Source organism: Pseudochryseolinea flava, assembly GCF_003286915.1.
Lineage (GTDB): Bacteria > Bacteroidota > Bacteroidia > Cytophagales > Cyclobacteriaceae > Ohtaekwangia > Ohtaekwangia flava.
Window position 1 is genome coordinate 24,757 of record NZ_QMFY01000005.1, and the last position, 25,613, is coordinate 50,369.

Annotated in this window: 24 protein-coding genes; 13 read left to right on the forward strand and 11 right to left on the reverse strand. The window is 42.9% G+C overall.

What is annotated here, in order from left to right; all coding sequences use genetic code 11:
- Positions 1 to 146: 146 nt before the first annotated feature.
- Both DQQ10_RS11350 and DQQ10_RS11355 read right to left on the reverse strand, forming a co-directional pair.
- The gene (locus tag DQQ10_RS11350; RefSeq protein WP_112746995.1) at positions 147 to 611 is read right to left on the reverse strand and encodes a DUF3291 domain-containing protein; all 465 of its coding nucleotides are present in this window, start codon (positions 609 to 611) and stop codon (positions 147 to 149) included.
- 95 nt (positions 612 to 706) lie between these two features.
- A complete protein-coding gene (locus tag DQQ10_RS11355) occupies positions 707 to 1,558 on the reverse strand; it encodes a helix-turn-helix transcriptional regulator (protein WP_221409716.1) in 852 nt (283 codons plus the stop codon).
- 112 nt (positions 1,559 to 1,670) lie between these two features.
- On the opposite strand from DQQ10_RS11355, the gene DQQ10_RS11360 reads away from it, so the two are divergent.
- Positions 1,671 to 2,612 carry an NADP-dependent oxidoreductase gene (locus DQQ10_RS11360; RefSeq protein ID WP_112746996.1) on the forward strand — a complete coding sequence of 314 codons (942 nt, stop codon included), beginning with the start codon at positions 1,671 to 1,673 and terminating at the stop codon, positions 2,610 to 2,612.
- A gap of 33 nt (positions 2,613 to 2,645) precedes the next feature.
- On the opposite strand, the gene DQQ10_RS11365 is transcribed toward DQQ10_RS11360, so the two are convergent.
- The 5 genes from DQQ10_RS11365 to DQQ10_RS11385 form a co-directional block, all read right to left on the reverse strand.
- The gene (locus tag DQQ10_RS11365) at positions 2,646 to 2,942 is read right to left on the reverse strand and encodes a YciI family protein (protein WP_112746997.1); all 297 of its coding nucleotides are present in this window, start codon (positions 2,940 to 2,942) and stop codon (positions 2,646 to 2,648) included.
- A 6-nt stretch (positions 2,943 to 2,948) separates the two neighbouring features.
- Positions 2,949 to 3,347: an iron chaperone gene (locus DQQ10_RS11370; protein WP_112746998.1), complete on the reverse strand. Its 399-nt coding sequence runs from the start codon at positions 3,345 to 3,347 to the stop codon at positions 2,949 to 2,951.
- 94 nt (positions 3,348 to 3,441) lie between these two features.
- Complete coding sequence (locus tag DQQ10_RS11375; RefSeq protein ID WP_112746999.1) at positions 3,442 to 4,203, reverse strand: hypothetical protein; 762 nt, start codon at positions 4,201 to 4,203, stop codon at positions 3,442 to 3,444.
- Positions 4,204 to 4,359: 156 nt separating this feature from the next.
- Entirely contained in the window at positions 4,360 to 4,866 is a 507-nt protein-coding gene (locus tag DQQ10_RS11380) for a hypothetical protein (protein WP_112747000.1), read from the reverse strand.
- Between the two features lie 62 nt (positions 4,867 to 4,928).
- Positions 4,929 to 6,170 carry an aminotransferase class V-fold PLP-dependent enzyme gene (locus tag DQQ10_RS11385; RefSeq protein ID WP_112747001.1) on the reverse strand — a complete coding sequence of 414 codons (1,242 nt, stop codon included), beginning with the start codon at positions 6,168 to 6,170 and terminating at the stop codon, positions 4,929 to 4,931.
- A 117-nt stretch (positions 6,171 to 6,287) separates the two neighbouring features.
- Here DQQ10_RS11385 and DQQ10_RS11390 point away from each other — a divergent pair, with 117 nt between their 5' ends.
- The 6 genes from DQQ10_RS11390 to DQQ10_RS11415 all read left to right on the forward strand — a co-directional run bounded on the left by DQQ10_RS11390 (position 6,288) and on the right by DQQ10_RS11415 (position 13,135).
- Positions 6,288 to 6,746, forward strand: coding sequence for an Lrp/AsnC family transcriptional regulator (locus tag DQQ10_RS11390; RefSeq protein ID WP_112747272.1), 459 nt, complete (start codon positions 6,288 to 6,290; stop codon positions 6,744 to 6,746).
- Between the two features lie 30 nt (positions 6,747 to 6,776).
- Positions 6,777 to 7,223, forward strand: coding sequence for a PepSY-like domain-containing protein (locus tag DQQ10_RS11395; protein WP_112747002.1), 447 nt, complete (start codon positions 6,777 to 6,779; stop codon positions 7,221 to 7,223).
- A gap of 177 nt (positions 7,224 to 7,400) precedes the next feature.
- A complete protein-coding gene (locus DQQ10_RS11400) occupies positions 7,401 to 8,438 on the forward strand; it encodes an aldo/keto reductase (RefSeq protein WP_112747003.1) in 1,038 nt (345 codons plus the stop codon).
- Positions 8,439 to 8,724: 286 nt separating this feature from the next.
- Complete coding sequence (locus DQQ10_RS11405; RefSeq protein WP_112747004.1) at positions 8,725 to 9,954, forward strand: hypothetical protein; 1,230 nt, start codon at positions 8,725 to 8,727, stop codon at positions 9,952 to 9,954.
- Complete coding sequence (locus tag DQQ10_RS11410) at positions 9,951 to 11,039, forward strand: S8 family peptidase (protein WP_112747005.1); 1,089 nt, start codon at positions 9,951 to 9,953, stop codon at positions 11,037 to 11,039. The genes DQQ10_RS11405 and DQQ10_RS11410 overlap by 4 nt, the downstream gene beginning before the upstream one ends.
- Positions 11,036 to 13,135: a hypothetical protein gene (locus tag DQQ10_RS11415; protein WP_112747006.1), complete on the forward strand. Its 2,100-nt coding sequence runs from the start codon at positions 11,036 to 11,038 to the stop codon at positions 13,133 to 13,135. The genes DQQ10_RS11410 and DQQ10_RS11415 overlap by 4 nt, the downstream gene beginning before the upstream one ends.
- Positions 13,136 to 13,190: 55 nt before the next feature.
- On the opposite strand, the gene DQQ10_RS11420 is transcribed toward DQQ10_RS11415, so the two are convergent.
- Together DQQ10_RS11420 and DQQ10_RS11425 are read right to left on the reverse strand one after the other, a co-directional pair.
- Positions 13,191 to 15,506: a GH92 family glycosyl hydrolase gene (locus DQQ10_RS11420; RefSeq protein WP_317047934.1), complete on the reverse strand. Its 2,316-nt coding sequence runs from the start codon at positions 15,504 to 15,506 to the stop codon at positions 13,191 to 13,193.
- 45 nt (positions 15,507 to 15,551) lie between these two features.
- Positions 15,552 to 16,211: an RluA family pseudouridine synthase gene (locus DQQ10_RS11425; protein WP_112747008.1), complete on the reverse strand. Its 660-nt coding sequence runs from the start codon at positions 16,209 to 16,211 to the stop codon at positions 15,552 to 15,554.
- A 295-nt stretch (positions 16,212 to 16,506) separates the two neighbouring features.
- Between DQQ10_RS11425 and DQQ10_RS11430 the strand changes: the two genes are divergently transcribed.
- The 4 genes from DQQ10_RS11430 (at position 16,507) to DQQ10_RS11445 (ending at position 23,216) form a co-directional block, all read left to right on the forward strand.
- Positions 16,507 to 19,296, forward strand: coding sequence for a T9SS type A sorting domain-containing protein (locus DQQ10_RS11430; protein ID WP_165823901.1), 2,790 nt, complete (start codon positions 16,507 to 16,509; stop codon positions 19,294 to 19,296).
- 198 nt (positions 19,297 to 19,494) lie between these two features.
- Entirely contained in the window at positions 19,495 to 21,735 is a 2,241-nt protein-coding gene (locus tag DQQ10_RS11435) for a T9SS type A sorting domain-containing protein (protein WP_112747010.1), read from the forward strand.
- Between the two features lie 190 nt (positions 21,736 to 21,925).
- Positions 21,926 to 22,381 carry a VOC family protein gene (locus DQQ10_RS11440; protein ID WP_112747011.1) on the forward strand — a complete coding sequence of 152 codons (456 nt, stop codon included), beginning with the start codon at positions 21,926 to 21,928 and terminating at the stop codon, positions 22,379 to 22,381.
- A gap of 31 nt (positions 22,382 to 22,412) precedes the next feature.
- Positions 22,413 to 23,216: a DNA alkylation repair protein gene (locus tag DQQ10_RS11445; RefSeq protein ID WP_112747012.1), complete on the forward strand. Its 804-nt coding sequence runs from the start codon at positions 22,413 to 22,415 to the stop codon at positions 23,214 to 23,216.
- A 3-nt stretch (positions 23,217 to 23,219) separates the two neighbouring features.
- Here DQQ10_RS11445 and DQQ10_RS11450 read toward each other — a convergent pair whose 3' ends face one another.
- Both DQQ10_RS11450 and DQQ10_RS11455 read right to left on the reverse strand, forming a co-directional pair.
- Positions 23,220 to 23,681 (reverse strand): GNAT family N-acetyltransferase, encoded by a 462-nt coding sequence (locus DQQ10_RS11450; RefSeq protein ID WP_245970380.1) that lies wholly within the window; start codon positions 23,679 to 23,681, stop codon positions 23,220 to 23,222.
- Positions 23,678 to 24,565, reverse strand: coding sequence for a LysR family transcriptional regulator (locus DQQ10_RS11455; protein ID WP_112747013.1), 888 nt, complete (start codon positions 24,563 to 24,565; stop codon positions 23,678 to 23,680). Before DQQ10_RS11455 ends, DQQ10_RS11450 begins: the two co-directional genes overlap by 4 nt.
- 124 nt (positions 24,566 to 24,689) lie before the next feature.
- On the opposite strand from DQQ10_RS11455, the gene DQQ10_RS11460 reads away from it, so the two are divergent.
- Together DQQ10_RS11460 and DQQ10_RS11465 are read left to right on the forward strand one after the other, a co-directional pair.
- Positions 24,690 to 25,082, forward strand: coding sequence for a rhodanese-like domain-containing protein (locus DQQ10_RS11460; protein ID WP_112747014.1), 393 nt, complete (start codon positions 24,690 to 24,692; stop codon positions 25,080 to 25,082).
- A 63-nt stretch (positions 25,083 to 25,145) separates the two neighbouring features.
- The gene (locus DQQ10_RS11465; protein ID WP_133259620.1) at positions 25,146 to 25,601 is read left to right on the forward strand and encodes a DUF6265 family protein; all 456 of its coding nucleotides are present in this window, start codon (positions 25,146 to 25,148) and stop codon (positions 25,599 to 25,601) included.
- Positions 25,602 to 25,613: the final 12 nt, after the last annotated feature.

Genomic DNA, 25,613 nt, shown 5'->3' on the forward strand with positions numbered 1-25,613 from the left:
GCGATGCGTGTTGTTCAAGTAACTTATGAATCTAACGCCGCGCCGGTAACGACCATTACCGCATCAATAACGCCATAGATTCGAAAAATGTTTATCGACTTGAAAATATTTTTTATGGTCGTCTGCTGTGATAGGCGTTTCGAGTGCTAACCGGGTTGTTGGATATTCTTTACCAGGTGCTTGCGCTTAAACGTAAAAGCATAATCGGTTTCGCCATGCTTTCGCAGATGGTCGATCCGAGCTTGCGCTTCCGCAACGGTAGGGGTATGCCCAACTGGAACATACCATAACGCTACATACATTTCCGGCATCTTTTGAAACCATTCCGAACGTCGCTTGAAAAAATCAACATGCTTTGATTTATACACATATTGAAAAAGTGAATCGAAATCTTTCCATACGGACATATTCACAATAATGGCCGGATCGCCATACATTGTTATCGACGTTGCGTTGTTGGTGCCGTCGTCTTTTAAACGCCAGATAAAGCCGTCACTTTGTTCTGCCAATGCATTGATCGGATCTAAGTTCGCTACAAAATCTGCCATCACCGGACTGTCAATCGAGGCTACAATTTTGCCAATATTTACCTGTGCTAAATGTGTTTGCATGAGTTTATCTTATTCGCCTTCTTACTACTTAATTCTTACTACTTAATTCTTATGCTAAATGTGTTTGCATGAGTTTATCTTATTCGTCTTCTTACTTAATTCTTACTACTTATTTCTTTTTTCCTGAACTGCGTCGGACTAATACCCCTTTGTTTCTTGAAGAATTTGGTAAGATGGCTTTCATCGGTGAACCCAAGCTCGTTGGCAATCTCTGTAATTCGTTTGTCGCTATGCCGAAGTCGTGATTCTATTAGTCGCGTGCGATAATTCACAATGTATTGCTGCATCGTTTCCTGCGTATGCTTCTTGAAAAATTTTCCCAAATAATTTTCGGAGATACCAAAGTGATTGCTCACCGCCTCCGAACGAATCTTTTCCGGAAAATAAATATTGTTCTGAATGTAGTTGACGATATCGATGGCTTTTTCGTCTGTATGGACGTCAATTTTTTCCGGTAGGTAGCGCGCAATGTTACGGGCAACAACAATGATCAACGTGTTCACCAGCTGTTGTACAAGCTGATGATTATAAAAATCATGATTCAAATGCTCGCGCGCAATTGCTTCAATAATTGGACGTACTAAAAGTTTATCGGGTTGATTTTTTAAAATACATCCCGGTTGATGGTTTGCATTTTGTAGAATGTACTCCAATCGTTGAATGTCTGAAGGTTGAAAGTGTGCAGTCTTCAGATAAATATCGTTGAAGCGTAAGAAGAAAAATTCTGTTGGTGAAGTAATGTCAAATGAATGGCAGTCCTCTGGTGTAAGTAGGAACATGTGGTTTTCTCTGTAAGAAAACTTGTTGTCGTTAATGCACTGTACACCGGTTCCGGAGCGCACGTACACGAGCTCAAAAAAGGAGTGTTTGTGGCCTGGTTTATCGCATTGATCTACCGTGGAGAAAACAATCTCATAGGGCTCATAAAGACTTTCTTTTGTTATCATAATCGCTGCAATTCTCGCCGATGGGAGTAAAACTACCGAAAAATGGCAAACTTATACCAAGATCTTGTGCTTTGATCGGTACATCTTTGCATCAGTCAAATAATACAAAAAAATGAGAGCAATAGTTTTGAACGAATTCGGCCCGGTAGAAAATCTTCATATAAAAGAAGTAGCGATTCCTGTAGTGGCCCCCAATGAAGTGCTAATCAAAGTGAAGGCGATATCCATCAACCCTGTCGATGTAAAAACGAGAGCAGGAAAAGGTATAGCGGGCAGATTTAAAGATCAGTTACCACTCACGTTAGGATGGGATGTGTCTGGAACTGTTGAAGCAATTGGTAGCGCAGTTGCAAACTTGAAGGTTGGCGATGATGTTTTTGGTATGGTAAATTTTCCAGGGCATGCAAAAGGTTATGCCGAGTATGTTGTTTCTCCAGCCGATCAACTCGCCATCAAACCAGCTACTATTTCCCATGAAGTAGCAGCAGCCTCTACGTTGGCAGCGTTAACGGCATGGCAAGGTTTAACGCAACATTATAGAATACAGAAGGGACAGCGCGTTTTTATTCATGCTGCCGCAGGCGGAGTTGGACATTTTGCTATTCAAATCGCAAAACACTTTGGTGCATATGTAGTCGGGTCTTCATCGGCGGTGAACAAAGATTTTGTACTGGCAGTTGGCGCGGATGAACACTTCGATTATCAGACGCGCAAGTTGGAAGATCTTCCTCAGGATATTGATCTGGTCTGGGATGCTATCGGTGGCGATAACATTGATCGATCTCTTTCGATGATAAAAAAAGGCGGAACCATCATCAGTATTCCATCCGGCCTACGTGAAGGTGTTGCAGACAAAGCCAGTGCGCAAGGCATTCATGGATTCTTCTTCATGGTGAAATCTAGCGGCGACGACATGAAGTCAATCGCAGCCATGCTAGAACAAAAATCGTTACGCGCACACGTTTCAAAAGTGTTCCCTTTTGAACGAATGAGCGATGCACATACCCACCTTGAAACAGGAAGAACCGTTGGGAAAGTGGTGGTACGTCTTTAAGCGATGGCCAATGTTGTGAACAAACCAATCCGTTTACGCCAACGTAGCGAGTAATTTTTTCATCTCTGGATGCGTCTGTGACGTGAGAAATTCTGTGATCGTAAACTCAGCTAACTTATGAATGTAGAAGGGATCTTCTTGGATGATCTTTTCTACTTCTTCTTTTGATTTTGCGAGCGCCAGAATTATCCCACCAGTGCGCGGAACTTTGCGTCCTGAAGCGATGAATACGTTCGCCTTATAATACTTCTGCAAAAATTTTACATGCGGTGTCATGTGTGCGTCCAGTTCATCTAGCGGAACGATATAATGCAGGTTGATGATAAACATAATGAATTAGGCTGCTCTCTTTTTAATTTTTTTATTCTTCGGTTCTGTCTCCAGATTTTCCTTTGCTCTAAATTTAGCAATGTCTGTGATTAATTTTACAGGCACAGGCTCATCGAGCGGAAATTGAATCGCACTCTTCGACGTTTTGTAAGCTGACAGTTCTTCCTTAAAAACATCGAAGATCGTAAATGGAGGAGGACATGAAATTGAAAAGTGATTGGTATACGCGGAGTAGTAGAGAATCCATCCTGTTGTTTTGAACGCCGGGACGTTATAGCTGATTACTTCCTCAGCATCTGGAACCGCTTTCTTAACGGCGCCGCGCACTTTTTTCAAAACATCTTGCACCGGTTTCGCAAATGATTTAATGTATTCCTCGGGTGTTTCGAACTTTGGATTTGCCATATGAATTTTGATTTGTGATGAAACAAATTTATGAGTTCGTTTTCTAGACGAGGCGGTGTAATGGCGACATTGTAAAGGGTGATTTGCGACTGCCTCAATCTTTTCCCTTCGACAGCCCCGTGAGCACGAAGAACATTCCAGAAATCGCTAGTGATTCAAATAGCCCTAAACGTTCTCCGGGATCATTTATGTTGGCGAGTACGCGGGGAATGTGTAATAGAAGAAACCAACCAAACACCATCACGCCAGAAAGAAGTGATGCCCATTTTCGTGTGTTGGAAATGAGGATGCCGATCCCACCGGCAACTAAACATAATGCGGTGAAATATGTCCAAAAGAATCGAAACGGTATGTAGCTTGGAATGAAGTTAACAACGAAGTCGGCGAACATATGATGAGCGTATCCTGCTGCAATAAAGAATGCTGCTAAAAAGATGCGTCCACTCCAAAGTAAAATTCTCCTCGCCGATGCACTTACCCGGGTCGACGTGGTTAGGCGGTTATCTTCGCGAAAAAAAGATACACCAACAATAAGCATACCGCCCACTAACGCCAATGTTTTAAGTGCGTTAAGCCAGTCGACAAAGTGCAGAAGATGTCGCGTGAGTGAAAGGATAAATATCATTGACACGATGATAAGCGAAGCAAGTCCTCCATTTTTTTTCGATAGTATCATCGCAGCACAGATCAACAGCAATGCAGCAGTTGTATAAGCGAGGAGAGGATTTAGGTTAATATTTGGTGGCCATGCTGGAGGCCTTCCTACGATGAAGTCTTCTGATAATATACAGAGGATACTAAGTCCGATGAATCCAAGCGACACGATTAGTCTGCCAGGTATGATGAAAACGTTCATGAGGCGGTGATGTTTGTTGATCGGGTTATTGAAATGACGTTAACGAATTTAATGGGTTTGCATTGTAAAGGCAATTGACGCTATCGAAGTAACACCGTATAGCGGGTGCGTTGCGTCGACGATTATGCGTGCGAGATGAGAAAGAAGTATTCGGTTCTAGGCTAACGCCATCAAAGCGAAAAGGGATTTTCCTTTTTTCTCAAAGAATTGCCATCCAAAAGGGGTGAGTTCGATATGGATCTCGCCATCGGTATGAATGATGGCGATAAGACCCAGTTTTTCGAGCTGATAAACAATGTCTAACGCCACCGAGTATTCTTCGATGTTCTTTTCAAAAATGCCCATCAAACTTTTCCGGCCGCCGTGTTGAATCAGACCGCCTAATAGTCCTTTCAATTTATTTTTAACAAACACGGGGTTGATTTCTTCAATACCTTCTACCGTTATTCGGCAAGTCACGACATCATCTTGGTAAACCCAGGGCTCTCGGATCCACTTCCGTTCTTGTAAATATTCACTTACCGCGACAGCATCGGCTTTGTAACTTTTAGCAATCGCGTTGATGGTATAAGAAATGTTCGGTGCTTTGAGATATTCCTGAAGAGGTAACGCAGCACGGCCTTTGATACTTTTTCCATAACAGGTAACGTGAATGTTATTCAATCTATGAAAAAAACGACTTACAGAAGTACCAGCTACATGTACTTTTGTAGCTGGTACAAATACTACTTCAGAATAGTCGCAAGGGCATGAACAAATTCATCAATTTCCGCATGTGTGTTGTAGTAATGTGGTGAAGCGCGTAAAGCCCATGATGCTTTCTTTTTATCAAAATCCATGACCGCAAAATTTCGGTAACTCGGGACGACATTGATTTTGCGTTTGGAAAGTTCGTTGACCAAGTGCGTCGGTTCTTGGCCATCAATTGTGAAGGTGACTAAACCGCCTTTTTCTTTTCCTTCATCCAAAACACGCGTACCGTTGATACCTGCGAGCTGTTGTCGAGTATAATTCGATAGCTGTTGCACACGTGTCGTGATTTTGTGCTGATCAATTGATAAGTAGTATTTGATCGCTTCACTGGTGCCAAGTACAAGTGCATAAGCGAACTCCCAATCTTCGAAGCGTGTTGCATCTTCCCGGATTTGATAACGATCTTTGCTGATCCATTCGGCACCCCGCATGTCGAGGAAGAGCGGTTCAAGATTGGAGCGCAGTGCACGATCAGAAATAAAAAGGAAACCAGTGCCACGTGGTCCGCGCAGAAATTTTCGAGCGGTAACACTTAGGAAATCACAATGCAATACATCGACATCGAGTTGAAGTTGCCCAATAGATTGGCAAGCATCCAGGATGTACCACGTATCTTCACGGGTACTGTCACGATAAGCTTTGACTATTTTTCCGATAGCTTCTACAGGTTGAATGAGTCCGGAATTTGTTGGAATGTGTGTAATGGATAGAAGTCGTGGTCGTAGTGTGTGTAGCTTTTCATGGAGGTCGTTAAGATCGATTTCTCCTGAATCCGTGTCGGCTACGCGCACGACGTGAATACCAAATCTTTTTTGACACGACAAGAATTGAATTTGATTCGAAATAAAGTCGTTGGTCGAGGTAAGGATGATATCACCTTCACGAAAAGGAATTGACGATAGTGCACGCGTATATGCATCCGTCGCACTCGAAGTAAATGCGATGTTAGTAGGTTTACAGTTTAATAGAAGTGCCGCTTGGTGATAAAATTCTTGAACGACATCTTTTTGCAAGGCAGCAGCTTCATAGCCACCGATGTCAGATTCTAACTGAACGTGCGCCATGATAGCGTTACTTACAACACGCGGCATCAAGCCGGAGCCGGCATTATTCAAGTGAACAACGTTGCTGCAGCCCGGCGTGTCATTTCTAAAATCGATAATGTTTTGGTCTGAGAAATTTGTTTGTAGGATTGGTGATTGTACGCGTTCCATAGTTGAATATTTGCGCACAAAATTATCTGCGACCTATCGCATGATTTCTGCGTTGTGAGGTGTATGGCGCTTTTTTTTGGTAATTTTAACGGCATCTTTGAAGAAAAAGTGCACGTGATGAAAACCGACGAATTCGATCTCAAACTGCTTCGGCTTTTGCAACATAACAATCGCTTGACGGCGGATGAACTTGCTGCCACGGTCGGGCTAAGCGCTTCAGCCGTTCAACGACGACTAAAACGTTTACGAGATGAAAAAATCATTGAGGCAGATATCTCGATAATCTCTCCTCAAGTTGCAGGCATCGGATTGACGTGCGTTGTTGATATTATATTGGAGCGTGGCAATACGACGTCGCTTGAAAAGTTTAAGAGGAGCCTCGTAGACCGTCCCGAAGTCATGCAATGTTACTATGTAACGGGAACTTACGACTTCGTATTGATCGTTAACACGACGGATATGGCAGCGTATGAACATTTTACAAAAACATGTTTGATGGATAATCCCAACGTCAAACATTTTTATACACATGCTGTAATGGATCGCGTGAAGATGGGATATGGTGTAGCAATTTAAAGGACTGATATTTACAAAAATCTAATACTTATGAATCTTAAATACACAATCTTAGTTGTAATGCTGTTGCTGACGATGCAGCTATCAGCGCAAAATATTCAACAAACAGAGGTGCCTGCTGTTGTACAAAACGCGGTGAAGATAAAATATCCGACAATCACGGATATAAAATGGAAATTGAAAGACGGTGAATATCGTGCGGAGTTCAAAATCGATAAACGTGGTCACGATGTGTGGGTTGACAAATCCGGAAACATCACAAAATTGAAACAAGACATCTCGAAGAATGATCTTCCAGAGATCGTCAAAACAAAGATTGCATCCGAATTCAAAAACTTTACGATCGATGATGCCGATAAAATTGAGAAAGAAGGTGTGATCTACTACCAAGTAAAACTCAAATCCGGCGCCGACGAGCGCAAAGTTCTCCTCACATCCGATGGAAAAATTGAAAAAGATAAAGCAAAAGCCGAGTGATGGGGGTATTGGGAATTAGGGATTGGGAATTGGGTATTGGGGATTAGGTATTGGGGATCGGGTATTGGGTATTGGGGATCGGGTATTGGGAATTGGGCATTACGCATTGGGCATTAGGTATGTTGTTGCTAAGCAACGTCAACACACCAGCACGTCAACACATCAACACACGAACATATGGAACATAGACAACTTGGCGCCTCGGGATTATTCGTACCTGTACTGAGCTTTGGCGCAGCTACTTTCGGCGGTGGAAATGATTTTTTTAAAGCCTGGGGCAGCACGCAAGTGGCGGAGGCCTCAAGGCTTGTAGATATTTGTCTGGATGCGGGACTTAATTTTTTTGACACGGCAGATGTGTATTCTCAAGGGATGTCGGAAGAGATTTTAGGTAAAGCAATTGAAGGTAGACGGAGTAGAATTCTGATTTCAACAAAAGCAACGTTTCCCTTCGGCGAAGGTCCCAATAACCAAGGATCGTCGAGATTAAGATTGATCAAGCAAGTTGAAGGTAGTTTGAAGCGGTTGGGTACCGATTACATCGACCTATATCATATGCATGGGTTCGATGGGAATACACCAGTAGAGGAGACGTTGCGCGCTCCTGATGATCTTACACAAAGTGGAAAAATCAGGTATATCGCGGCATCAAACTTTTCGGGTTGGCACCTCATGAAATCGTTAGCAATATCGGATCGGTATGGATGGAATAGGTATGTTGGGCATCAGGTGTATTACTCTTTAATTAATAGAGAGTACGAGTGGGAGTTAATGCCGTTAGGTATTGATCAAAAAGTAGGTGCTTTAGTCTGGTCTCCTTTGGCGGCGGGAAGACTTGGCGGGAAATTTCAAAGAAACAAACCTGCACCAAAAGAGACACGCGTAGCACAGGGAGGAAGCCCGGTACCTGAGGCTGTAGTGAATGAAGAAATTTTTTACAACGTGTTGGATGTGCTGAACGAACTCGCCAATGAAACAGGTAAGACGGTAGCACAGATTGCAATCAATTGGCTGTTACAACGTCCAACGGTTGCCAATATTATTATTGGTGCACGCAACGAAGAACAGCTAAAGCAAAATCTTGGCGCTGTCGGATGGAATCTTACTGTCGAACAGGTGAAACGTCTCGATCGTGCAAGCGATGTAGCCACGATCTATCCATATTGGCATCAACGTCAGAACTTGACACTTAATCCATTACCGAAATTTTATTGATAGCTTATCATCTATTGGTACATTGCGCACAGGAAAAAAACTGAACGCATGTACCTATATTCTCCTTGTTCCTCGCAGGGGAAGACGTTATATTGGATTCAGAATCTCTATTAAAATTTGTTGATTGTTATTCCGCTTTACGAAGCGAAAAACTACCTGATCGTTTAGTGTGATTGAATGAAGCGTAAATCAGGGACTGAGATAGTAAAAGATGCTTCACATGTATGCAGTTGTGTCGTGGAGTGCATACACGTAGGCTTGTAGAAACCCCTTAAAAAATTGTGATATGTTCAACAGTGTCGCGCTCGACGTTGCCATCGGCCTTATGTTTATCTTTTTGCTGTATAGCCTGCTGGCTACAGTAATTTCTGAAATCGTTGCCACGATGATCGGCCTGCGGGCTAGAAATCTAAAAGAGGCCGTCAATAGAATGTTAAATGATGAGGAAGTAAAGGGCTTTCTTTCGAGGCTGTGGGACTCTATGAATATTTTCAAAAATCCCTCGAATAAGGTAGTCGATAATTTTTACAATCATCCTGAAATTAAATATCTCGGCAGCTCGGGCATTTTTAAAAATCCATCGTCATTCAAGGCAATCAGTTTTTCTAAAACGCTTTTTCATATCCTCTTCGGCAACGGACCCGTTACACGCGAAGTGATCGACAAGCGCTTGAAAGAAATTGTTGATGCAGCGGATCACAACGCATCTGACGATGTGAAAGCGAATAAATTACTTGACAAGGACACCGCACAGTACATTCTTAATCTTTGGTCAGAGTCTTACGGCGATATCATAAAATTTAAATTTCAACTCGAAACGTGGTTCGATCGAACTATGGAACAAGCGACAGAATGGTACAAAAGAAAAATTCGGATTGTACTGTTGATTTTAGGTTTCATGATTGCTTGGATTTTCAACGCCGATACCCTGGTAATATCGGGTATACTATCAAAGGATAAAGAGGCGCGTGCGCAAATGGTGACGATGGCAGCTGCGTATTTGCAAAACAATAAAGTAGCTGTTGATACCGGTGGCGTTACTGATAGCGCCGCACTGGAAACTTATTCAGAAAAGATGGACTCGCTTCTTCAGATAAAAAACGATCTACAGGCGGATATCAATGATGCGCATGGAATCCTGGGGCTTGGATGTTGGCCACTCGATAGTATGTTGGTTACGACAGACCCCAAAACAAAAAAGCAAACACTTTTACCGCCACTCGACTTACGTGCCATTCCTGACACCGTATGGCACTCAGGTAAAAATACAACGCAGGCAAATACGAAAGTGTATTACTTCACGCGAAAAGCAAAGTGGAAATACTTCTTCAACCTATTTCCGATTCACTTCTTTGGATTTTTCTTAACGGCAGTAGCCATATCGTTGGGAGCACCGTTTTGGTTCGACATTCTTAACAAGGTAATGAAGCTTCGTACCTCCGAGAAAATTCCGACGAATAGTCCGAATACAACATCTAGTTCGAAAGCCGTTTTAGTTACTGATCGTGAAGGATGATGCAAGTTCGCGTAACAAAATATCTCAACCTCAGAACGGACGTTCCGGAAATTCTGCCAAATAACAATCCAGGATTTTTTGTTCCGAACGATACGATTACAATTGTCGATACCGTGAAGGGACAAGACTACAAAGGGAATGATGTTTGGTATAAGGTCGAAGGTGGTGGTTTTGTTTGGAGTGGCGCCGTCGATAAACAAATTCTAAGCGACGCACTAGATTGGTGGCACACAGCATACAACATCGTTGACGTGTGGAATGAGTTTGGTACCTGGGGGAAAGGTGTAAAAGTAGCGGTGATCGATTCAGGTGTTGATCTTACAAATCCATTCTTAGATCCCAAGCTTATCGTAGCACAAAATGTGGATCCAACGTCAACGGATCTCAACGATAGAACAGGTCACGGCACTGCTGTTACGAGCATTATCTGCGGCAATAGGGTCACTAATTTCGGCGCAGCACCACAAGCGGAAGTCCACGTGATCAAAGCATATAAGAAGTCGACGATGAAGCCTGAGGAATTACTCGCGGCATTGCGTGCCGTACCATCTAATATCGATATCGTGAACATTTCGCAAGCATTTTCTTTTTCGGCATCGCTTGAGGAAGAATTAGTGAAATACTTTAACGAACATCGGAATAAAGTTTTTGTATGTTCTGCGGGAAATGATGGCATACACCAGGAAGTGAATAACCTGCCTGCATCGATTTCATCGAAGTGTGAAAATGTGATCGCGGTAGCAGCGCTGAATGAACAAGGTGCTGTTTCTACGAATTTTTCTGTTCGATCAAAACATCTTACGCTAGCTGTCCCTGGAGAAGGCATAAACTATGCGAACAGGTTTGATCCGAGTAAAATGTACGATGGGGTAGGAACAAGTTTTGCCTCGCCGATCGTGACCGGGCTCCTTGCCTTGGCAAAAGCATTCCTTCAGGACAATAACAAAGATTCGCAGGCAAAAACCGTCGCGGATATTTTGAAACAAACGGTGACGCGGAAACCACAAGAAGAACTGCTTTACGGATTGGGTATTCTTAACCCTGTTGAATTTTCTAAAAAAATTAAATCAATCTCTCGAGTATGAAAAAGTTTAAAATAATACTGTTGATGATGATGATCGGCACCACAGCGCTGTGCCAAACTTTATACTACGAGGCGAAGACCTTAAAACGAATCGTCGGCAATTCTATTGAAGATTATGATTACCCTTCGTCGATTGAGTGCCAAGCAAGTCCATTCAGTACAGCGTGCGGCGACTATGCGATGTTTTTAGAAATTCTTCGGAAGTATGCGCCGGATTCGCTTAAGAAAGCGACTAACAAGATGGTGATCGAACACTATAAGAAAACAAATCCATTTTTTTCAGCACTATCAGATCCAACCAATGAAGTATCCGGTGCCGAACGAAAAGGACTGGGTGGTCTTTTATCAAGCGCCGTGAGTTCTGTAGGTGGTATCGATGTTACCGCTTTTGCCGATGGCCTTGCACAATTTTTAGTAGAGCGAACGAAGGAAGAATTGAATGTGACATTTTTTGAGAAGCTGAAGAAGTTACTGGATGATTATCCAGAGTTTGCTGTCGTGTTTCCTAACACCCAAGTGTTTCTTGAAAATTTTGAGTCATGGCAATATGCGAATCTTATCACGACCATGCGTGAAGCTTTTCACAAAGACCTCAATGCCATACTGTCAAACTTGATTGAGTTGCGTGATTTGAAAGCGTGGTCTTGTCCTGAAAAATCTAAAACATGTAAAGCAAGGGTAGAAGAACTTGAGAAATTCTTTGCGACCAACGAGGGTTTGATCATGCTTTCTGCTTTTCAATTTGGAAATGCGTTGCAAGGCAATATGAAAATGGTTGACGCTATCAATGGTATATCATCGAAGGAATTTCTTTTGGGGATAACTAATAGTGATTCGATCGTCCAGCGTGACTTTCGTAATAGCGTTCAGTTGTTAAATATCATGAACATGAGTTTGCGCAGTGTTGAAATCGGTAGGAATTATATTTCGAATGCTGAATTTCAGGAGCTAGTCAGCGATCAAACATTGCAGAAATTATTTCTCGGGCTGTTCTATGAACAAGTATCCGTCGCAAATATTCGATTCGGTGCTGACAATATCTCGGTCGCTTCTATTCTCGTACGCGCGAATAATCTGAAACGCTACTTTGAATTGATTTTGCAGGAACAAGAAGACTTCATAACGGCGGTCCATGAACTGCAAAGTAAGAAGCAATCAGGAAAAGCGGTTGCCGAAGACTACGTTGCTGTTTACGATGCGGGGAATATGTTGCTGCAGACTATACTTAATTTTCAAGTGATTGACGCAAGTATCCCGAGGACAACTGAGATGGATAAGTTCTTTACCATCACAAATTCGGTTTCCAGTATTTCGCACGATATCGTGTCAAAGAATTATCATGCCGCGGTGGTATCTATTTTGAAATTGTTTGATGATCAAGTGAAGCGACAAGGTGTTGCTAACCTTGATGACTTTAAGTCTTCATTTTTGAACTACGCTACTTTTGGAGCTAACGTAGTGAAGTCGGAGTCGCCCGAGGACGTGAAGAAAGCCATTAAAGCGGTGGCGCTACCCGCAGGCAGTTCATCAATTAAGAAGACAACTGATTTTAACGTGGCCTTGAATGCTTACGTTGGTTTTGTGTATGGCGAGGATAGACCAGCCAAAGATCGATACACGACCACTGATGCAAATGGAAATTCGGTTGATGTTAAATTGAATGGCGGGAAAGCACTAGCGATTTATGCGCCAGTAGGAATAACCGTGAGCAAAGGGATGTTATTTAGTAAAAGAAATCCATGGTCTTTATCCGCATTCATTTCGATGATTGATGTGGGTGCACTTGTGGGATATCGTTTTACAAATGATTCGACCAGCACCGTGAGTTCTGAAGTTAAGTTCGCTAACATTTTTGCGCCAGGAGGAAACATTGCAATTGGCCTACCATGGGTACCGATCTCTATAGGTTATGGATTTCAGTTTATTCCATCGCTTCAGCGAAATCCCAGCGACAACTCACTTTATAAAGTTGATTATTCTGGATGGAGAAATAATCAGTTTTTTATTAGCGTTGATATTCCGTTGGTGAACTTGTATACAGGGAAGAAGTATATGTTGTCTAAGCGACGTTCGGTCACGAATAAGAAGAAACAATAGCAATATGCAATAGAAGAAATGCGTTGCCGTAATACAGCAACGCATTTTTTTTATACTATTTTTTAGGTTTAGCGCCCATCACGAAAGTGAGTGTACCTCCTTGCGTGATGTCTGCGTGTCGAATGAAATATGTATCCAATGTTTTTCCATTGAGCATGACCTTCTGAACGTAAACATTTTTGTCACTTTGATTTTGCGTTTTCACCGTAAAGGATTTTCCATTCTCAAGGTTTATCGTTGCCTCTATGATTGCAGGACTTCCCAGCGCATACACATCTGACCCCGGTGCTACTGGATAAAATCCCAGTGAAGAGAAAATAAACCATGCGCTCATTTGACCACAGTCGTCATTTCCGCCCAGACCATCCGGTGTTGGTTGATATTGTTTCTTCAAAATCATTCTGATTTTATCCTGCGTTTTCCATGGTGTACCTGCCCAGTTGTATAAGTACGCAACATGATGCGCCGGCTCGTTGCCATGAACATAATTTCCAATGATACCTTCACGGGTGATATCTTCTGTTTCAGCAAAGAATTTATCCGGTAGATACATCGTGAATAAGGAGTCGAGGTGCGTAACGAATTTTTTCTTTCCCCCCATTGTTTCGATCAGCGCATCCGGATCCTGCGGCACATAGAGACTGTAATTCCAAGCATTGCCTTCAATAAATCCTTGACCATGCGTGCTCAATACATCGAAATCCTTTTTAAATACACCCGCTGTATTTTTTGGGCGCGTGTAACCGATGCTCTTGTCAAATACATTGCGCCAGTTTTGTGACCGCTTCATAAACTCGTCGTAAATGTCCATACGATTTAATTTTTTCGCCATTTGCGCGATGCACCAATCATCGTAGGCATATTCTAACGTCATGGATACTGATGATCCACTTTTTTCATCAGGTACATAGCCGAGCTTGATGTATTCTGGCAATGCACCGTAGTGCTTGTTCTTTGCCGTGGTTACGCATGCATCGAGGGCTTTGTTTGCATCAAAATTTGCGTTGCCTTTGATCACCGCGTCAGCAATTACGGAAACACTGTGGTAGCCGATCATGCACCAATTTTCATTTGCGTGGTGCGACCATACTGGTAACATGTCGTGAGCACTTTGGTCGTAATGGGCGAGCATCGACTTAATCATATCTTCATTACGCTTGGGTTGAAGCACGTTGAACAAAGGATGAAGCGCGCGATAGGTATCCCACAAAGAAAACGTTGTATAGTTCGTGAAATCTTTTGCTTGATGATCGTTTTGGTCAAGCCCTTTGTATTGTTGATCTCGATCCATGTACAATGTCGGGCCGAGGAAAGCGTGATACATTGCCGTATAGAAATTTGTTTTATCCGCTGCAGACAGTGTTGTCACTTTTACTTTGCTTAATTCTTTATTCCACAGCGCTTGGCCATCGGCTTTTGCTTTTTCAAAATTCCAATGAGGCAACTCTGCTTTTAAATTGTCGACTGCTCCAGCCATGCTGACAGGAGAGAGTGCCATCTTTACTTTGATCTTTTCGTTCGCGGCTGTTTTGAAATCGAAGAAGAATTTCAATTGCCTTCCTGCTGCCTCAGGAAAATTATTGCGCTGATCAAATTTTCCCCAGAAGCCGCGATACACCTGCGATTTTGAAACATCTTGGTTGCCATACTTCGTAAATGGTTTCGAAAAAGTCATCGCGAAATACATGGTTCTTGTTCGCGCCCAACCTGCCGTTTCGCGATAACCAGTGATTAAGGTATCATTCTCGATGCGCACAAAGGTCCAAACGTTTTTATCGCTGTAGTTGTAGATACCTGCCGTGAGATCGAGGATGATATGTGCTTCATCCGATTGTGGAAAAGTGTACTGATGGAAACCAACGCGTGCGCTAGTGGTCATTTCAGCGACGATGTTATGGTCGTCAAGTTTTACCTTGTAATAGTTCGGCTCGGCAACTTCATTGTCATGGGAAAACTTTGAGCGATAACCGGTTTCTGGACGGTCTTCCGTACCAGGATTGAGTTGAAGTTTGCCGGTAGTGGGCATCACCAGAAAATCACCAAGATCAGAATGTCCTGTGCCGCTGAAATGCGTGTGACTAAATCCTGTGATCGTTACATCGTCGTATTGATAGCCGGCGCAATACTTGTAAACGGGACCGTTGTATTTTCCATTGTGCTCATACGATAGTGTATCGGTCTCTGGGCTTAGTTGTACCATTCCAAAAGGTACCGTCGCGCCCGGATACGTGTGTCCCATCTTGTGGGTGCCAATCATTGGATTAACAAACTTGACGAGATTGTCGGATTGCTGCGCGTTCAGGTTGATGACAACGAAAGCAAATAATAAACTTAAAAAGATCTTCACGGTAGTAAGTTTAGGTTTCTCCAAAAATATCATTTAAAGATAACCTAAAGGAAGAAAAATGATGGAAGGCTAAATTTTGCTAAATCCTTTTACCTCAATGACGATTTCGTGGTGCTGCACGGGATGGAAGAATACTAATTTCGAAGCCGTTAACGCGATTGCATTGGGCTGATAAGCGATGGAAGATCCATATAATTCGTCTCCGATAACAGGGCAGTGAACATGGGCGAGTTGCGCGCGTATTTGGTGAAACTTTCCCGTGTGCAGTGCGATATCCCAAAGAAATCTGTTTTCTTCCAGTGCTGTGACTTTGTAAGCGAGGTTGGCTTGTTCCGTATAGGGTATAGCTTCTTCATAGATGGCCGCTTTTTTCTTTTCCTTTCGATGCCAATGATCAAGTGTTCCCTGAGCTTGAGCGGGGGTATTTGATGTCAACGCTTGATAGAATTTTTTTACACGACGCTCTGCAAATTGTTCACTCAAGTTTTTCAATACACTGCGTTGTTTGGCAAAAAGGACAATGCCACTGACAGGTCGATCTAGACGGTGGATGTGTTGCGCGTACACTTCATTGCCCTTGGCCACATTGTTTCTGATGTAGCCCTGCACTTGATGAAGAAGATTATGGTGCCCGTTACGATCGGGTTCGACCATTAAACCGTGAGGTTTGTTGATCACGAGGACGTACTCGTCTTCAAAGAGGATATGGTTCGAAACGTTGATGAGCATTGAGGTTACGCGGTAATGGATTTGCGATTTATCCTCAAAGCTAAAAAACGAGGCGCTACCACTTCAATATTTTAAATCACTATTTCTGGTGATGTAAAAGTTCTGGAGGTAACGTTCCTTTGTGATTCACCGTCACCAAAGCAGACGCCTAACAGTAGTTTGTTATGCGCATGATGAAAGTTTACCAAGAACTTTCGCGTCCACTATCTTTCCCAGCCAATAAATTTAATTGATAAACATCAAGTTTTAGTTTCCTTAACCTTCGTAAGTTTATTACCAAATGTCTAATCGTTATATGAAAAAACTTTACATCTTAAGTATACTGTTAAGTATACTCTTCATGCAAGCACAAGCGAACACGCGGCGTTCGAACATTGTGGTAAATGGCCCTCAGGCCGCACTCTCAGCTCCATATTATATATTCGGAACTTATCTTGTCGACGAAACCGACATTGAGTTTAAAGTTTCAAATCCAAATGGTGTTGGTATAACTGAGATTTATCGTTCGGAGTCAGAGTTTTCCGGCTACGTTCTTGTCGACACTTCTTCGCAAGCTGAGTTTCACGTGTTGCAAAATAACATGAAGCCACGGACTAATTTCTACTATAAGTTTCGTGTTGTGAACGGCGCGGAAGTATCGCCTTATTCTGAGGTGTTGAAGACGCTCACGTATTCTGTTTTCTATCCGCCAACATTTACGGCAACGGCAGTAACACAGAACGATATTGAATTTGAAATCGTCGACAATAGCTACAACGATATGGTCTATCATCTGTATCGCGTTGCTTCTCCATTTAATATAGAGATCAAACAGTGGCCTTCTACGGACTCCGGAGCAGTTTTCACGGCGGCTGATGGAAGTCTCCCTGCTGGAAAGAAGTTCACCTATATCCTCACCGCTGAAGTATATGCAGAAGGCTTTCCTGAAGTTTTTGCTGCCGAGGTAACCGTGCAACTTCCGCTTGTAGCACCTGTGTTGGACGAGGAGGCCCCTGAACTGAATACGTGTGGTGCCGTTGTTGATATCGAGTTTTATGATGAGAACTACTACAACAATGATGCACAATTGCAGGTTTATCGCGCTGAAAATGAAAATGGACCCTTTCAACACGTTGCCACTATACCACGTAATTGGTATTCATTTCAAGATAGTGTTAGTCCACGCACTACCTATTATTATAAGATGCGCGCAGTGGACGATACAGCAACGTCAGCATTTTCAAACACTGTAAAAAGAGTAACGACTTCAAATTGGTACAAGCCAGTGTTTACCGGTGTTTACGACGGCGACAAAGTAACGCTAAGCTTAAAAGACAGAAGCTATGCAGACGAACATTATTCGATTGTGAGAATGTCGTTTGGTGATGCAGATCCTAACGTGACGTTACTTCATGAATACGCGATGAGCGATTCTGGTAGAACTGAGATCTTCGTTGATTCGACCGTACAAGCTAATAAATCGTACATGTATTTCTTGGCGACGAAAACAACACACTATTGCGAAAGCAGTCCGTGGTATGAAGATGTTGCTGAGGTAGAAATCTTAACGGGGCAACTTCAAGCCGTGCAGATTTATGATGGGCCACCGAATGAATTCGCGTGTGGCGCGAAAACAGTTCTTGAATTCGCTGAACTCTTCGATACGGATGCTGTAATCGAAGTATTTAGATCTGATTCATTGAATGGAACTTATGCGTATGCAGGGATGGCTGGTCAAGGTCAGTACAGCTACGTTGACGATGTTCAACCGCGCAGAACTTATTTTTATAAAGTGCGTGCGAGAAAAGGATCATTGCTATCTGATTTCTCGAACATTGTTAGCCGTACCAGTGCGTCGAACTGGTATAACCCGAGCGTAACAACAAGTTGGAGTGGCTCAACGCTTTCAATTCATTTCAAGGACAACAGTTATGCAGATGCGCACTATACCATTTCAAGAAATGCTGATTTCGAGGATACGAAATACATCGCTTTCGAGTATGTCATGAGCGACTCTGGACGCACGGTTGTGTTCAATGAATCTGATCTTGTGCCAGGCAAAACATATTTTTACGACGTCTATGCAACGACAACTGTTTATTGTGATGGCTATCCATACAACGATGGTGTCGGTTCTTTTGAGGTGACTGCACCTGTGAATTATACTATCAACGGATTTACGCTGGTTGATCCAACGACAGATCAGGACATTGGTCCGCTCACGCACATGATGGTTGTTGACGGATCGAAGATGCCAAACATCAGAGCCAACACAGATGCAGCCTCGGTATCGGTCATGTTCTTCTTGAATGGAAAGCGTCATGCTGATAATGGTGGTCCGATCTTCACATACTTCAGCGAGAAGAATGGTGACTATAAGCCAGGTACACTCACGCCAGGACGTTATCTTCTCGTGGCAACGGCATCAAGCGCGAAGAATGGTGGTGGTGTGAGCGGTCCAACAGTACAGATTGAGTTCTTCGTGACGAATCCAGGTGCAGAATACAAGATTAATAGTTTTACGCTTGTAGATCCTGCAACAGACCAAGACCTCGGACCGCTCGAGAACGGTGCCGTGATCGATGCCTCACAACTTGCTAATATTCGTGCGAATGCAACATCGAATACAAAGAGCGTGATGTTTTTCCTTAATAATAAACGCCGTGCAGATAATGGTGCACCGATTTTTACATACTTCCCAGAAAAGAATGGTGATTATGAATCAGGTTTAGCTACAGCAGGACACTATGTCTTAAAAGCGACACCTTCTAGTGAATACAACGGAGGGGGTACTGTTGGACAAACGGTAACGATAGAGTTTGATGTTGTGGCAGCTACTTCAGCACGACTCGAGACTGTTAGTTTGTTCCCTAATCCAGTAAACAGAGAATCACAACTTCAGATTCAGGCCGCACCTGGGTCGGTAGTGAAGATTCAATTATTCGATTCTTTTGGTATAACCGTTTTACCGGAGATTGCTGGCAATGTTGACGCTAATGGAACAGTTGTTGAGTCAATAGGTCAATTGAATTTGAAAAGAGGAACGTATGTATTGGTTGTTGTGATTGATGGCAATCGTACAACGAAGCGCTTCTCGGTAGAATAATATTATAGGACTATCAAAGATGTCTGCGTTGGCATGTAATTTTACATACGGCGCAGACATTTTCTTTTTAAAGCGTCGCTGTCGAGGTAACCAAGCCTTCATCCATGGCTCTCGAAAATTTTTAAACTTTATTTAAATGTGAACGCATTTTTTTAGCGAGGACGAATTGTAGATTTCGAATTCAACAAATCCCTCGTTATGAAAAATATTCTTTACGCAATTGGCATGTTTCTATGCATGCAACCTGCTTTCGCAGAAACCGGTGTTGGTAACGGTGATAAACCAACACATGATGTGCGCAAAACGGCTCTCGGAACGCCGTATATTTTAGAAGCGACGTTGTATATCGATCAAACCTATTTACGGTTCGGTGTTGAAAATTACAATGGTCGTGGAATAACTGAAATCCATCGGTCGACTTCTCCTGACAGTGGATATGAAGTTGTCGCTACTTATACTGACCTTGGACAATTCTATGTCGATCAATGGAATCTGAAACCACGAACAACTTTTTGGTATAAGGCGCGGGTGGTCGATGGAACGGAAGTCTCAGGATTTACCGAGCCCTTCCACGCAACAACATTTTCTTTCAATTACAAGCCGACGCTAAATGTTTTTCCGGAAAACCCAACCAAATTAATTGTTCAACTGACGGACAATAGCTACAATGATATTTGGTACACTGTTGATCGTCGAAAGCTCGGCGGATCTTATGAAACGATGTGGGAATTTCAATCACTGGATTCTGGAGAAGTGCACTACTATGACGATGGCATGTTAGAGCAAGGCACCACGTACATCTACAACGTACACATCACGACAATATATTCCGAAGGCACAACGGATACTTATAACGTTGCTACGGATACTGCAACGACTCCGATTGATGAGCCTTTGCTTGAAGTTGGTCCGATCGATTTGTACAGTCCTTGTGGAAACGAAGTCCCGCTTATACTTGAGTTTCCCGATGTACATCCTGTTACGGAGTTATACCGATCACTCTCACCAGATGGCCCATTTGTCTTGATTGAAACTTTTCCCATCGACGGCAGTGTCCGCATCGAGTATACTGACAGGGGAATTCCAAGGCAAACAAATTATTACAAAGCGCGCTGCGTTGGACCTCACGCCGTATCTGATTTTACGCCGGTTGTCAGTTATGATGCAAGATCACATTACTACAAGCCAGATTTCTCGGTCACTGTCGATGAGGAAGGTGTAGCAGAGATCACCTTAAAAGATAATACATATGCCGACGAATGGTATAGTGTCGAGAGAATGCGCCATCATGCAGGCGGTGTATTCGAACCTGTATTTTATGTCGAGATGACTGACTCCGGAAGCACCTATACATTCCGGGATACAACGTTGGTACCTGGTTCTGGATATACGTACTATCTCCAGGGAAAAACAGAAGAGTGGTGTGTGGGATGGCCAGGGTCAGAAGGCGAGTTTTTGATTAAAGAAGTTGACATTACGACTCCACCTGATGATTATACGATTACAGGATTTACGCTTGTCGATCCTGTCACCAATCAAGATATCGGACCGCTTCTTCCGAACATGTATTTCGAAGCTACTAACCTTCCGAACATCAGAGCGAACGTGTCATCGAACAAAGTCAAGTCGGTCATTTTCTTTTTGAATAATAAACGTCGAACCGATAATGGTGGGCCGATCTTTAGTTATTGGCCAGAAAAAAATGGTGATTATGATCCGGGTGTTTACACGCCAGGCAGTTACCAACTGGTTGCTACACCTTATAGCGAGAAGAATGGTGCGGGCATAAAAGGGCCGACGGAAATTTTACCGTTCACCATTCGTGTGTCGAGGCCGACGATTCAAAGTTTCACACTCGTTGATCCAATAACCGATCAAGACATTGGTCCACTTGTCGATGGTGCCGTAGTCGATGCTTCTCTTGCTGCGAACATTCGCGCGAATACAACCAATGGCGCTACAGCCGTGATGTTTTTTTTGAACAACAAACGTCGCGCGGATAATGGTGCACCAATCTTCAGTTATTTCCCTGAGAAAAATGGTGATTATGAACCAGGGCTTGTAACGCCAGGTGGATATGTATTAAAAGCAACACCGTCGACGTTGCCCAATGGCGAAGGCACTGTTGGACAAACGGTAACAATTCAGTTTTCGGTAGCCGGCGCCGCGACTCTTGCTGAAGTGAAGACCGTGGGTCTCTATCCAAATCCGATAGTGAGTGAGAGCGAATTGATGGTGAATGTTATCGGTGAAAAAGAAGTTTCTGTTCAGGTTTATGATCAGTTTGGTAATCCGATCGGTCAAACCGTGAACGCAAAAACGAACCTCGAAGGATCTTGGAAGTTTCCAGTGGCAAACTTTAATCTCACGCGTGGCGCGTATATTATTAATGTGATGATAGAAGGAACTCGTCATAGTACGCGCGTTGTAGTAGAATAACATCAGTTGGTTCATTATAGTCTAAAGGCCCTGTGATGAGCAGGGCTTTTTCATGCGATGTACGATGGAAATTGTTGGCGTAGGGTTCGTTTCGTAAAACACCTGCAATCTGTCGCTTTCACACCCGTACCCAACTTTTGCTACCGTGTAGGTTTGTATATCAGAAATTAACATCATAATACAAATCAACATGCAAAAGATTACGACATTTCTCACCTTCAATGATCGCGCTGGCGAAGCGATGGAATTTTACACCTCCCGCTTTAAAGATGCACGCATTACGAGTTCTGTTCCCGGGCCAGACGGGAGAATAATGACTGGCACGTTTATGCTAAATGGTCAGGAGTTTATGGCGTTGAACGGTGGTCCGCATTTTACTTTCGCGGAGGGAATTTCGCTATTCGTAAGATGTGAGACACAGGAAGAAATTGATTACTATTACGATACTTTGTCAGAAGACGGAGAGAAACAACCCTGTGGTTGGTTGAAGGATAAATTTGGTGTATCGTGGCAAATCATTCCGTCAATTTTATCGCAATTACTTTTTGATAAAGATCGGGTGAAATCAAAAAACGTGTTAAACGCGATGTTGCAGATGAAGAAGATTGATATTGCAAAATTGAAAGAGGCACACGCTAAAGAATAGCGCATCACGACAAGAGTTAACGTCCACTGATATGGCAAAGAAACAAGTTTTGAAATCACCTGTAAAGACAAAAGCTTCGCAGGCCACGCGAAAGTCAATCACAAAAAATGCGCCGACAGCGAAACATTTTATTGCCTTGATGAAGACACATCAATCTGATGAAGAACTGATAAAAATTCAGCGCTACTTCAAATCAGGTGAAGGTGAATACGGCGCAGGCGATAAATTTATGGGAATCCGGATGGGCACGTTATTCAAACTTGCAAAGGACTCCATCGAAATGTCGCCCACCGAAATCAGTAAACTTTTGGATCATTCCGTCCACGAAGTAAGGGCGGGTGCGTTGAGTATCATGAACTATCAAGCACGTGCTAAGAAGACCGACGAAGTGCATCGTAAAGTGCTGTTCGATTTATATTTGAAAAAGCACAATCGCATTAATAATTGGGATTTGGTTGATCTTGCTGCGCAGTTTGTCGTTGGGGGCTATCTATTCATAGCGAATAAGTCACGTGATGTTTTGTATAAACTGGCGACATCTAAAAATATGTGGGAGCGTCGCACCAGTATGGTGAGCACGGCTTACTTTATTCGTCAGGGCGAATTAGATGACACATTCCAAATTGCAGCATTGCTTCTGAACGACAAACAAGATCTCATCCATAAAGCTGCAGGCGGATGGATTCGTGAGGCCGGGAAACAAGATCAGAAAAAGCTTGTCGCATTCTTAGACAAACATGCTGCAACAATGCCGCGCACCATGCTGCGATACGCGATTGAAAAATTAAACGAGAAACAGAAGGATTATTACATGGGATTAAAGGCAGCGTCGTGAAACTTATGATGATTGAATTGTGTACGTGAACCGTTCTTTTTGTTGTCCCGTCGCGCCGATTCGGTTGTAAAATTTTATGGCGTCAACATTAAACGTTGGCGTCTGCCATTGAATATTTACACATTCATTCGCTTGCGCTTCTTTAATCAATCTTCTGATAATTTCTTGTCCAATGCCAAGGCCGCGATATGCTGGTTCTAAAAAGAGGCAATCAAGGTAGAGGAATTGTTGCGCATCCCAAGTTGAAAAATCAAACGTGTATGTACAATAGCCTACACGCGTTGCGTGTCGCTCGACAATCCAACAATAGAGCTTTGGCGACGGACTGAAGATTGCCTGTTCCAGTCCCGCAATTTTATTACGCGGATCGAACGTTGATTGCTCATGCATAGCATGACTTTCGCAAAGTGATAGTAACGACGGAAGATCTTCTCTTTTACAATCACGAATTTCGTAATCGATCATATTGCAATTTCCTTCTGAAGAAACGTGATAAAGTGAGTGAAGTATTTTGGGTACGTTTTATTCTTGAACGTCGCGATATAGTGTTTACGTTTTAATCCATTGCGGCCAACCTTGACTAAGCGTAACTGATCGTCGTTAATATAGTTCTTGAGCGCCCATTTGGCGAGCACCATCACACCCATATCAGCCTTTACCATTTCGATCGCGGCTTCAGTAAGCGGAACGGCGGTAACTTTTTTAGGCGATACCTTTGCCGGCTTCAGAAAGAACTCGTAGACGGTAACGGTTTCCATTGGTAAAGAATGGATGATTAAACACGCGTCACTAAAATCTTCCGCCGCCACAAACTTTTTGGATGCCCATTCATGACCAGCAGGTACTACAACAACCATTTCATCTTGAAATAATTCTGTGTATTGCAGCTTTACATCTTTAATAGGATCCGTTGTAATAGCAATGTCAAGCTCGCCGGCAAGTAATTTTTGAAGTGGATAATGCGTTGCGCTCATCACCAATTGCAGGTCTACGTTAGGGTAGAGCTGGTGAAATTGTTTCATCACAGACGGAAGCCAGTGGTAACTCGAATAACACTCGGCACTTAGTTTTATTTCGCCCGTTTCGCCATAGATCATCTTCTTAATTTGCGTCTCTGCAGATTCCAGTTTCTCTAAGACTTCACTTGCTGTCGCATATATTTTTTCTCCTGCTTTCGTAAGCGTCATCTTCTTTTTTGTACGCGTGAAAATAGGCGTCCCCAGTTGATATTCGGCTTCACGCAATTGATGGCTAAGCGCAGATTGCGTAAGGTGTAATTTGTCGATGGCTTTGGTAATGCTCCCTTCTTCGGCAATAGCCTTGATCAACTTCAAATGACGAATTTCCATGCATCAAAAGTAATCAATCTCTTTGTCACATCAGTATGAGGAATTTTCATCATCATCATGAAGGATTTGATTTCATGCATTTTGGAAGGCACTGTAGGTTTGTATCAACAAAACCAAAAGAAAAATGAACGAGCAATTGAAATTTTACGAAAACAAACTTGAGTTTGAAATGGACCCATCGGATCTATTCGACGCGCTTAGCAAAGGGATGAAAGTTGTTCCGCTTGATGCGCGCAAGTCATTTGCGTTTGATGCTGAGCGGATCCCTGGAGCGATTAACATTCCTCATCGAGAAATGAATGATGCCACAACAGCCGCGCTGGATCGCGATGCTATTTACATTACTTATTGCGATGGTATCGGTTGCAACGCCAGTACAAAGGGCGCGCGTAATATGACGAAGCTCGGTTTCAAAGTGAAAGAACTCATCGGAGGGATCGAGTGGTGGAAGTTTGATGGTTATGAAACCGAAGGTACAAAAGCAAGGCAAGGAGAAAAAGTAGTTTGTGCTTGTTGATTTCACTGCGAACATCACATTATTAAGGTGTGATGTTCGCTGGTAATTCTGTACATTCAATCCATGAAAAATCTCATCTACTTGTGTAGCATCAGCTGGATGTTGCTGCTTTCGGTAACTGGTATCGCACAGCATAAGATTAGCGACATAGCTTGGCTTTCGGGAGAATGGTCACGAACAAATACTAAACCCGGACGTTCTGGTGTTGAAGTTTGGTCAATACAAGGTGATAGTATTTTAATCGGAAAAGGCTTAACGATGCGCGGTGCCGATACGGTCGTTGTTGAAAATATCAAGATTGTCTTACGTGCCAATACGCTACATTATGTGGCTGATGTAAATGAGAACGTAAGGCCCATTTCTTTTAAGTTTATACAGCTACAATCCAATGGCTTTGTTTGCGAAAATCTGGATCATGATTTTCCGAAGCGAATTTCTTACACGTTGGAAAAGGATAAATTGCGTGCTGTCATCTCTGGTGACGGTAAATCGATTGAATACCTGTTTGTTCGAAAGTGATAATCACCGTTG

Coding starts and splice junctions, on each gene's coding strand:
- DQQ10_RS11350 (WP_112746995.1), bottom strand. CDS start 611: ATGCAAACACATTTAGCACAGGTAAATATTGGCAAAATTGTAGCCTCG.
- DQQ10_RS11355 (WP_221409716.1), bottom strand. CDS start 1,558: ATGATAACAAAAGAAAGTCTTTATGAGCCCTATGAGATTGTTTTCTCC.
- DQQ10_RS11360 (WP_112746996.1), top strand. CDS start 1,671: ATGAGAGCAATAGTTTTGAACGAATTCGGCCCGGTAGAAAATCTTCAT.
- DQQ10_RS11365 (WP_112746997.1), bottom strand. CDS start 2,942: ATGTTTATCATCAACCTGCATTATATCGTTCCGCTAGATGAACTGGAC.
- DQQ10_RS11370 (WP_112746998.1), bottom strand. CDS start 3,347: ATGGCAAATCCAAAGTTCGAAACACCCGAGGAATACATTAAATCATTT.
- DQQ10_RS11375 (WP_112746999.1), bottom strand. CDS start 4,203: ATGAACGTTTTCATCATACCTGGCAGACTAATCGTGTCGCTTGGATTC.
- DQQ10_RS11385 (WP_112747001.1), bottom strand. CDS start 6,170: ATGGAACGCGTACAATCACCAATCCTACAAACAAATTTCTCAGACCAA.
- DQQ10_RS11390 (WP_112747272.1), top strand. CDS start 6,288: ATGAAAACCGACGAATTCGATCTCAAACTGCTTCGGCTTTTGCAACAT.
- DQQ10_RS11395 (WP_112747002.1), top strand. CDS start 6,777: ATGAATCTTAAATACACAATCTTAGTTGTAATGCTGTTGCTGACGATG.
- DQQ10_RS11400 (WP_112747003.1), top strand. CDS start 7,401: ATGGAACATAGACAACTTGGCGCCTCGGGATTATTCGTACCTGTACTG.
- DQQ10_RS11405 (WP_112747004.1), top strand. CDS start 8,725: ATGTTCAACAGTGTCGCGCTCGACGTTGCCATCGGCCTTATGTTTATC.
- DQQ10_RS11410 (WP_112747005.1), top strand. CDS start 9,951: ATGATGCAAGTTCGCGTAACAAAATATCTCAACCTCAGAACGGACGTT.
- DQQ10_RS11415 (WP_112747006.1), top strand. CDS start 11,036: ATGAAAAAGTTTAAAATAATACTGTTGATGATGATGATCGGCACCACA.
- DQQ10_RS11425 (WP_112747008.1), bottom strand. CDS start 16,211: ATGCTCATCAACGTTTCGAACCATATCCTCTTTGAAGACGAGTACGTC.
- DQQ10_RS11430 (WP_165823901.1), top strand. CDS start 16,507: ATGAAAAAACTTTACATCTTAAGTATACTGTTAAGTATACTCTTCATG.
- DQQ10_RS11435 (WP_112747010.1), top strand. CDS start 19,495: ATGAAAAATATTCTTTACGCAATTGGCATGTTTCTATGCATGCAACCT.
- DQQ10_RS11440 (WP_112747011.1), top strand. CDS start 21,926: ATGCAAAAGATTACGACATTTCTCACCTTCAATGATCGCGCTGGCGAA.
- DQQ10_RS11445 (WP_112747012.1), top strand. CDS start 22,413: ATGGCAAAGAAACAAGTTTTGAAATCACCTGTAAAGACAAAAGCTTCG.
- DQQ10_RS11450 (WP_245970380.1), bottom strand. CDS start 23,681: ATGATCGATTACGAAATTCGTGATTGTAAAAGAGAAGATCTTCCGTCG.
- DQQ10_RS11455 (WP_112747013.1), bottom strand. CDS start 24,565: ATGGAAATTCGTCATTTGAAGTTGATCAAGGCTATTGCCGAAGAAGGG.
- DQQ10_RS11460 (WP_112747014.1), top strand. CDS start 24,690: ATGAACGAGCAATTGAAATTTTACGAAAACAAACTTGAGTTTGAAATG.
- DQQ10_RS11465 (WP_133259620.1), top strand. CDS start 25,146: ATGAAAAATCTCATCTACTTGTGTAGCATCAGCTGGATGTTGCTGCTT.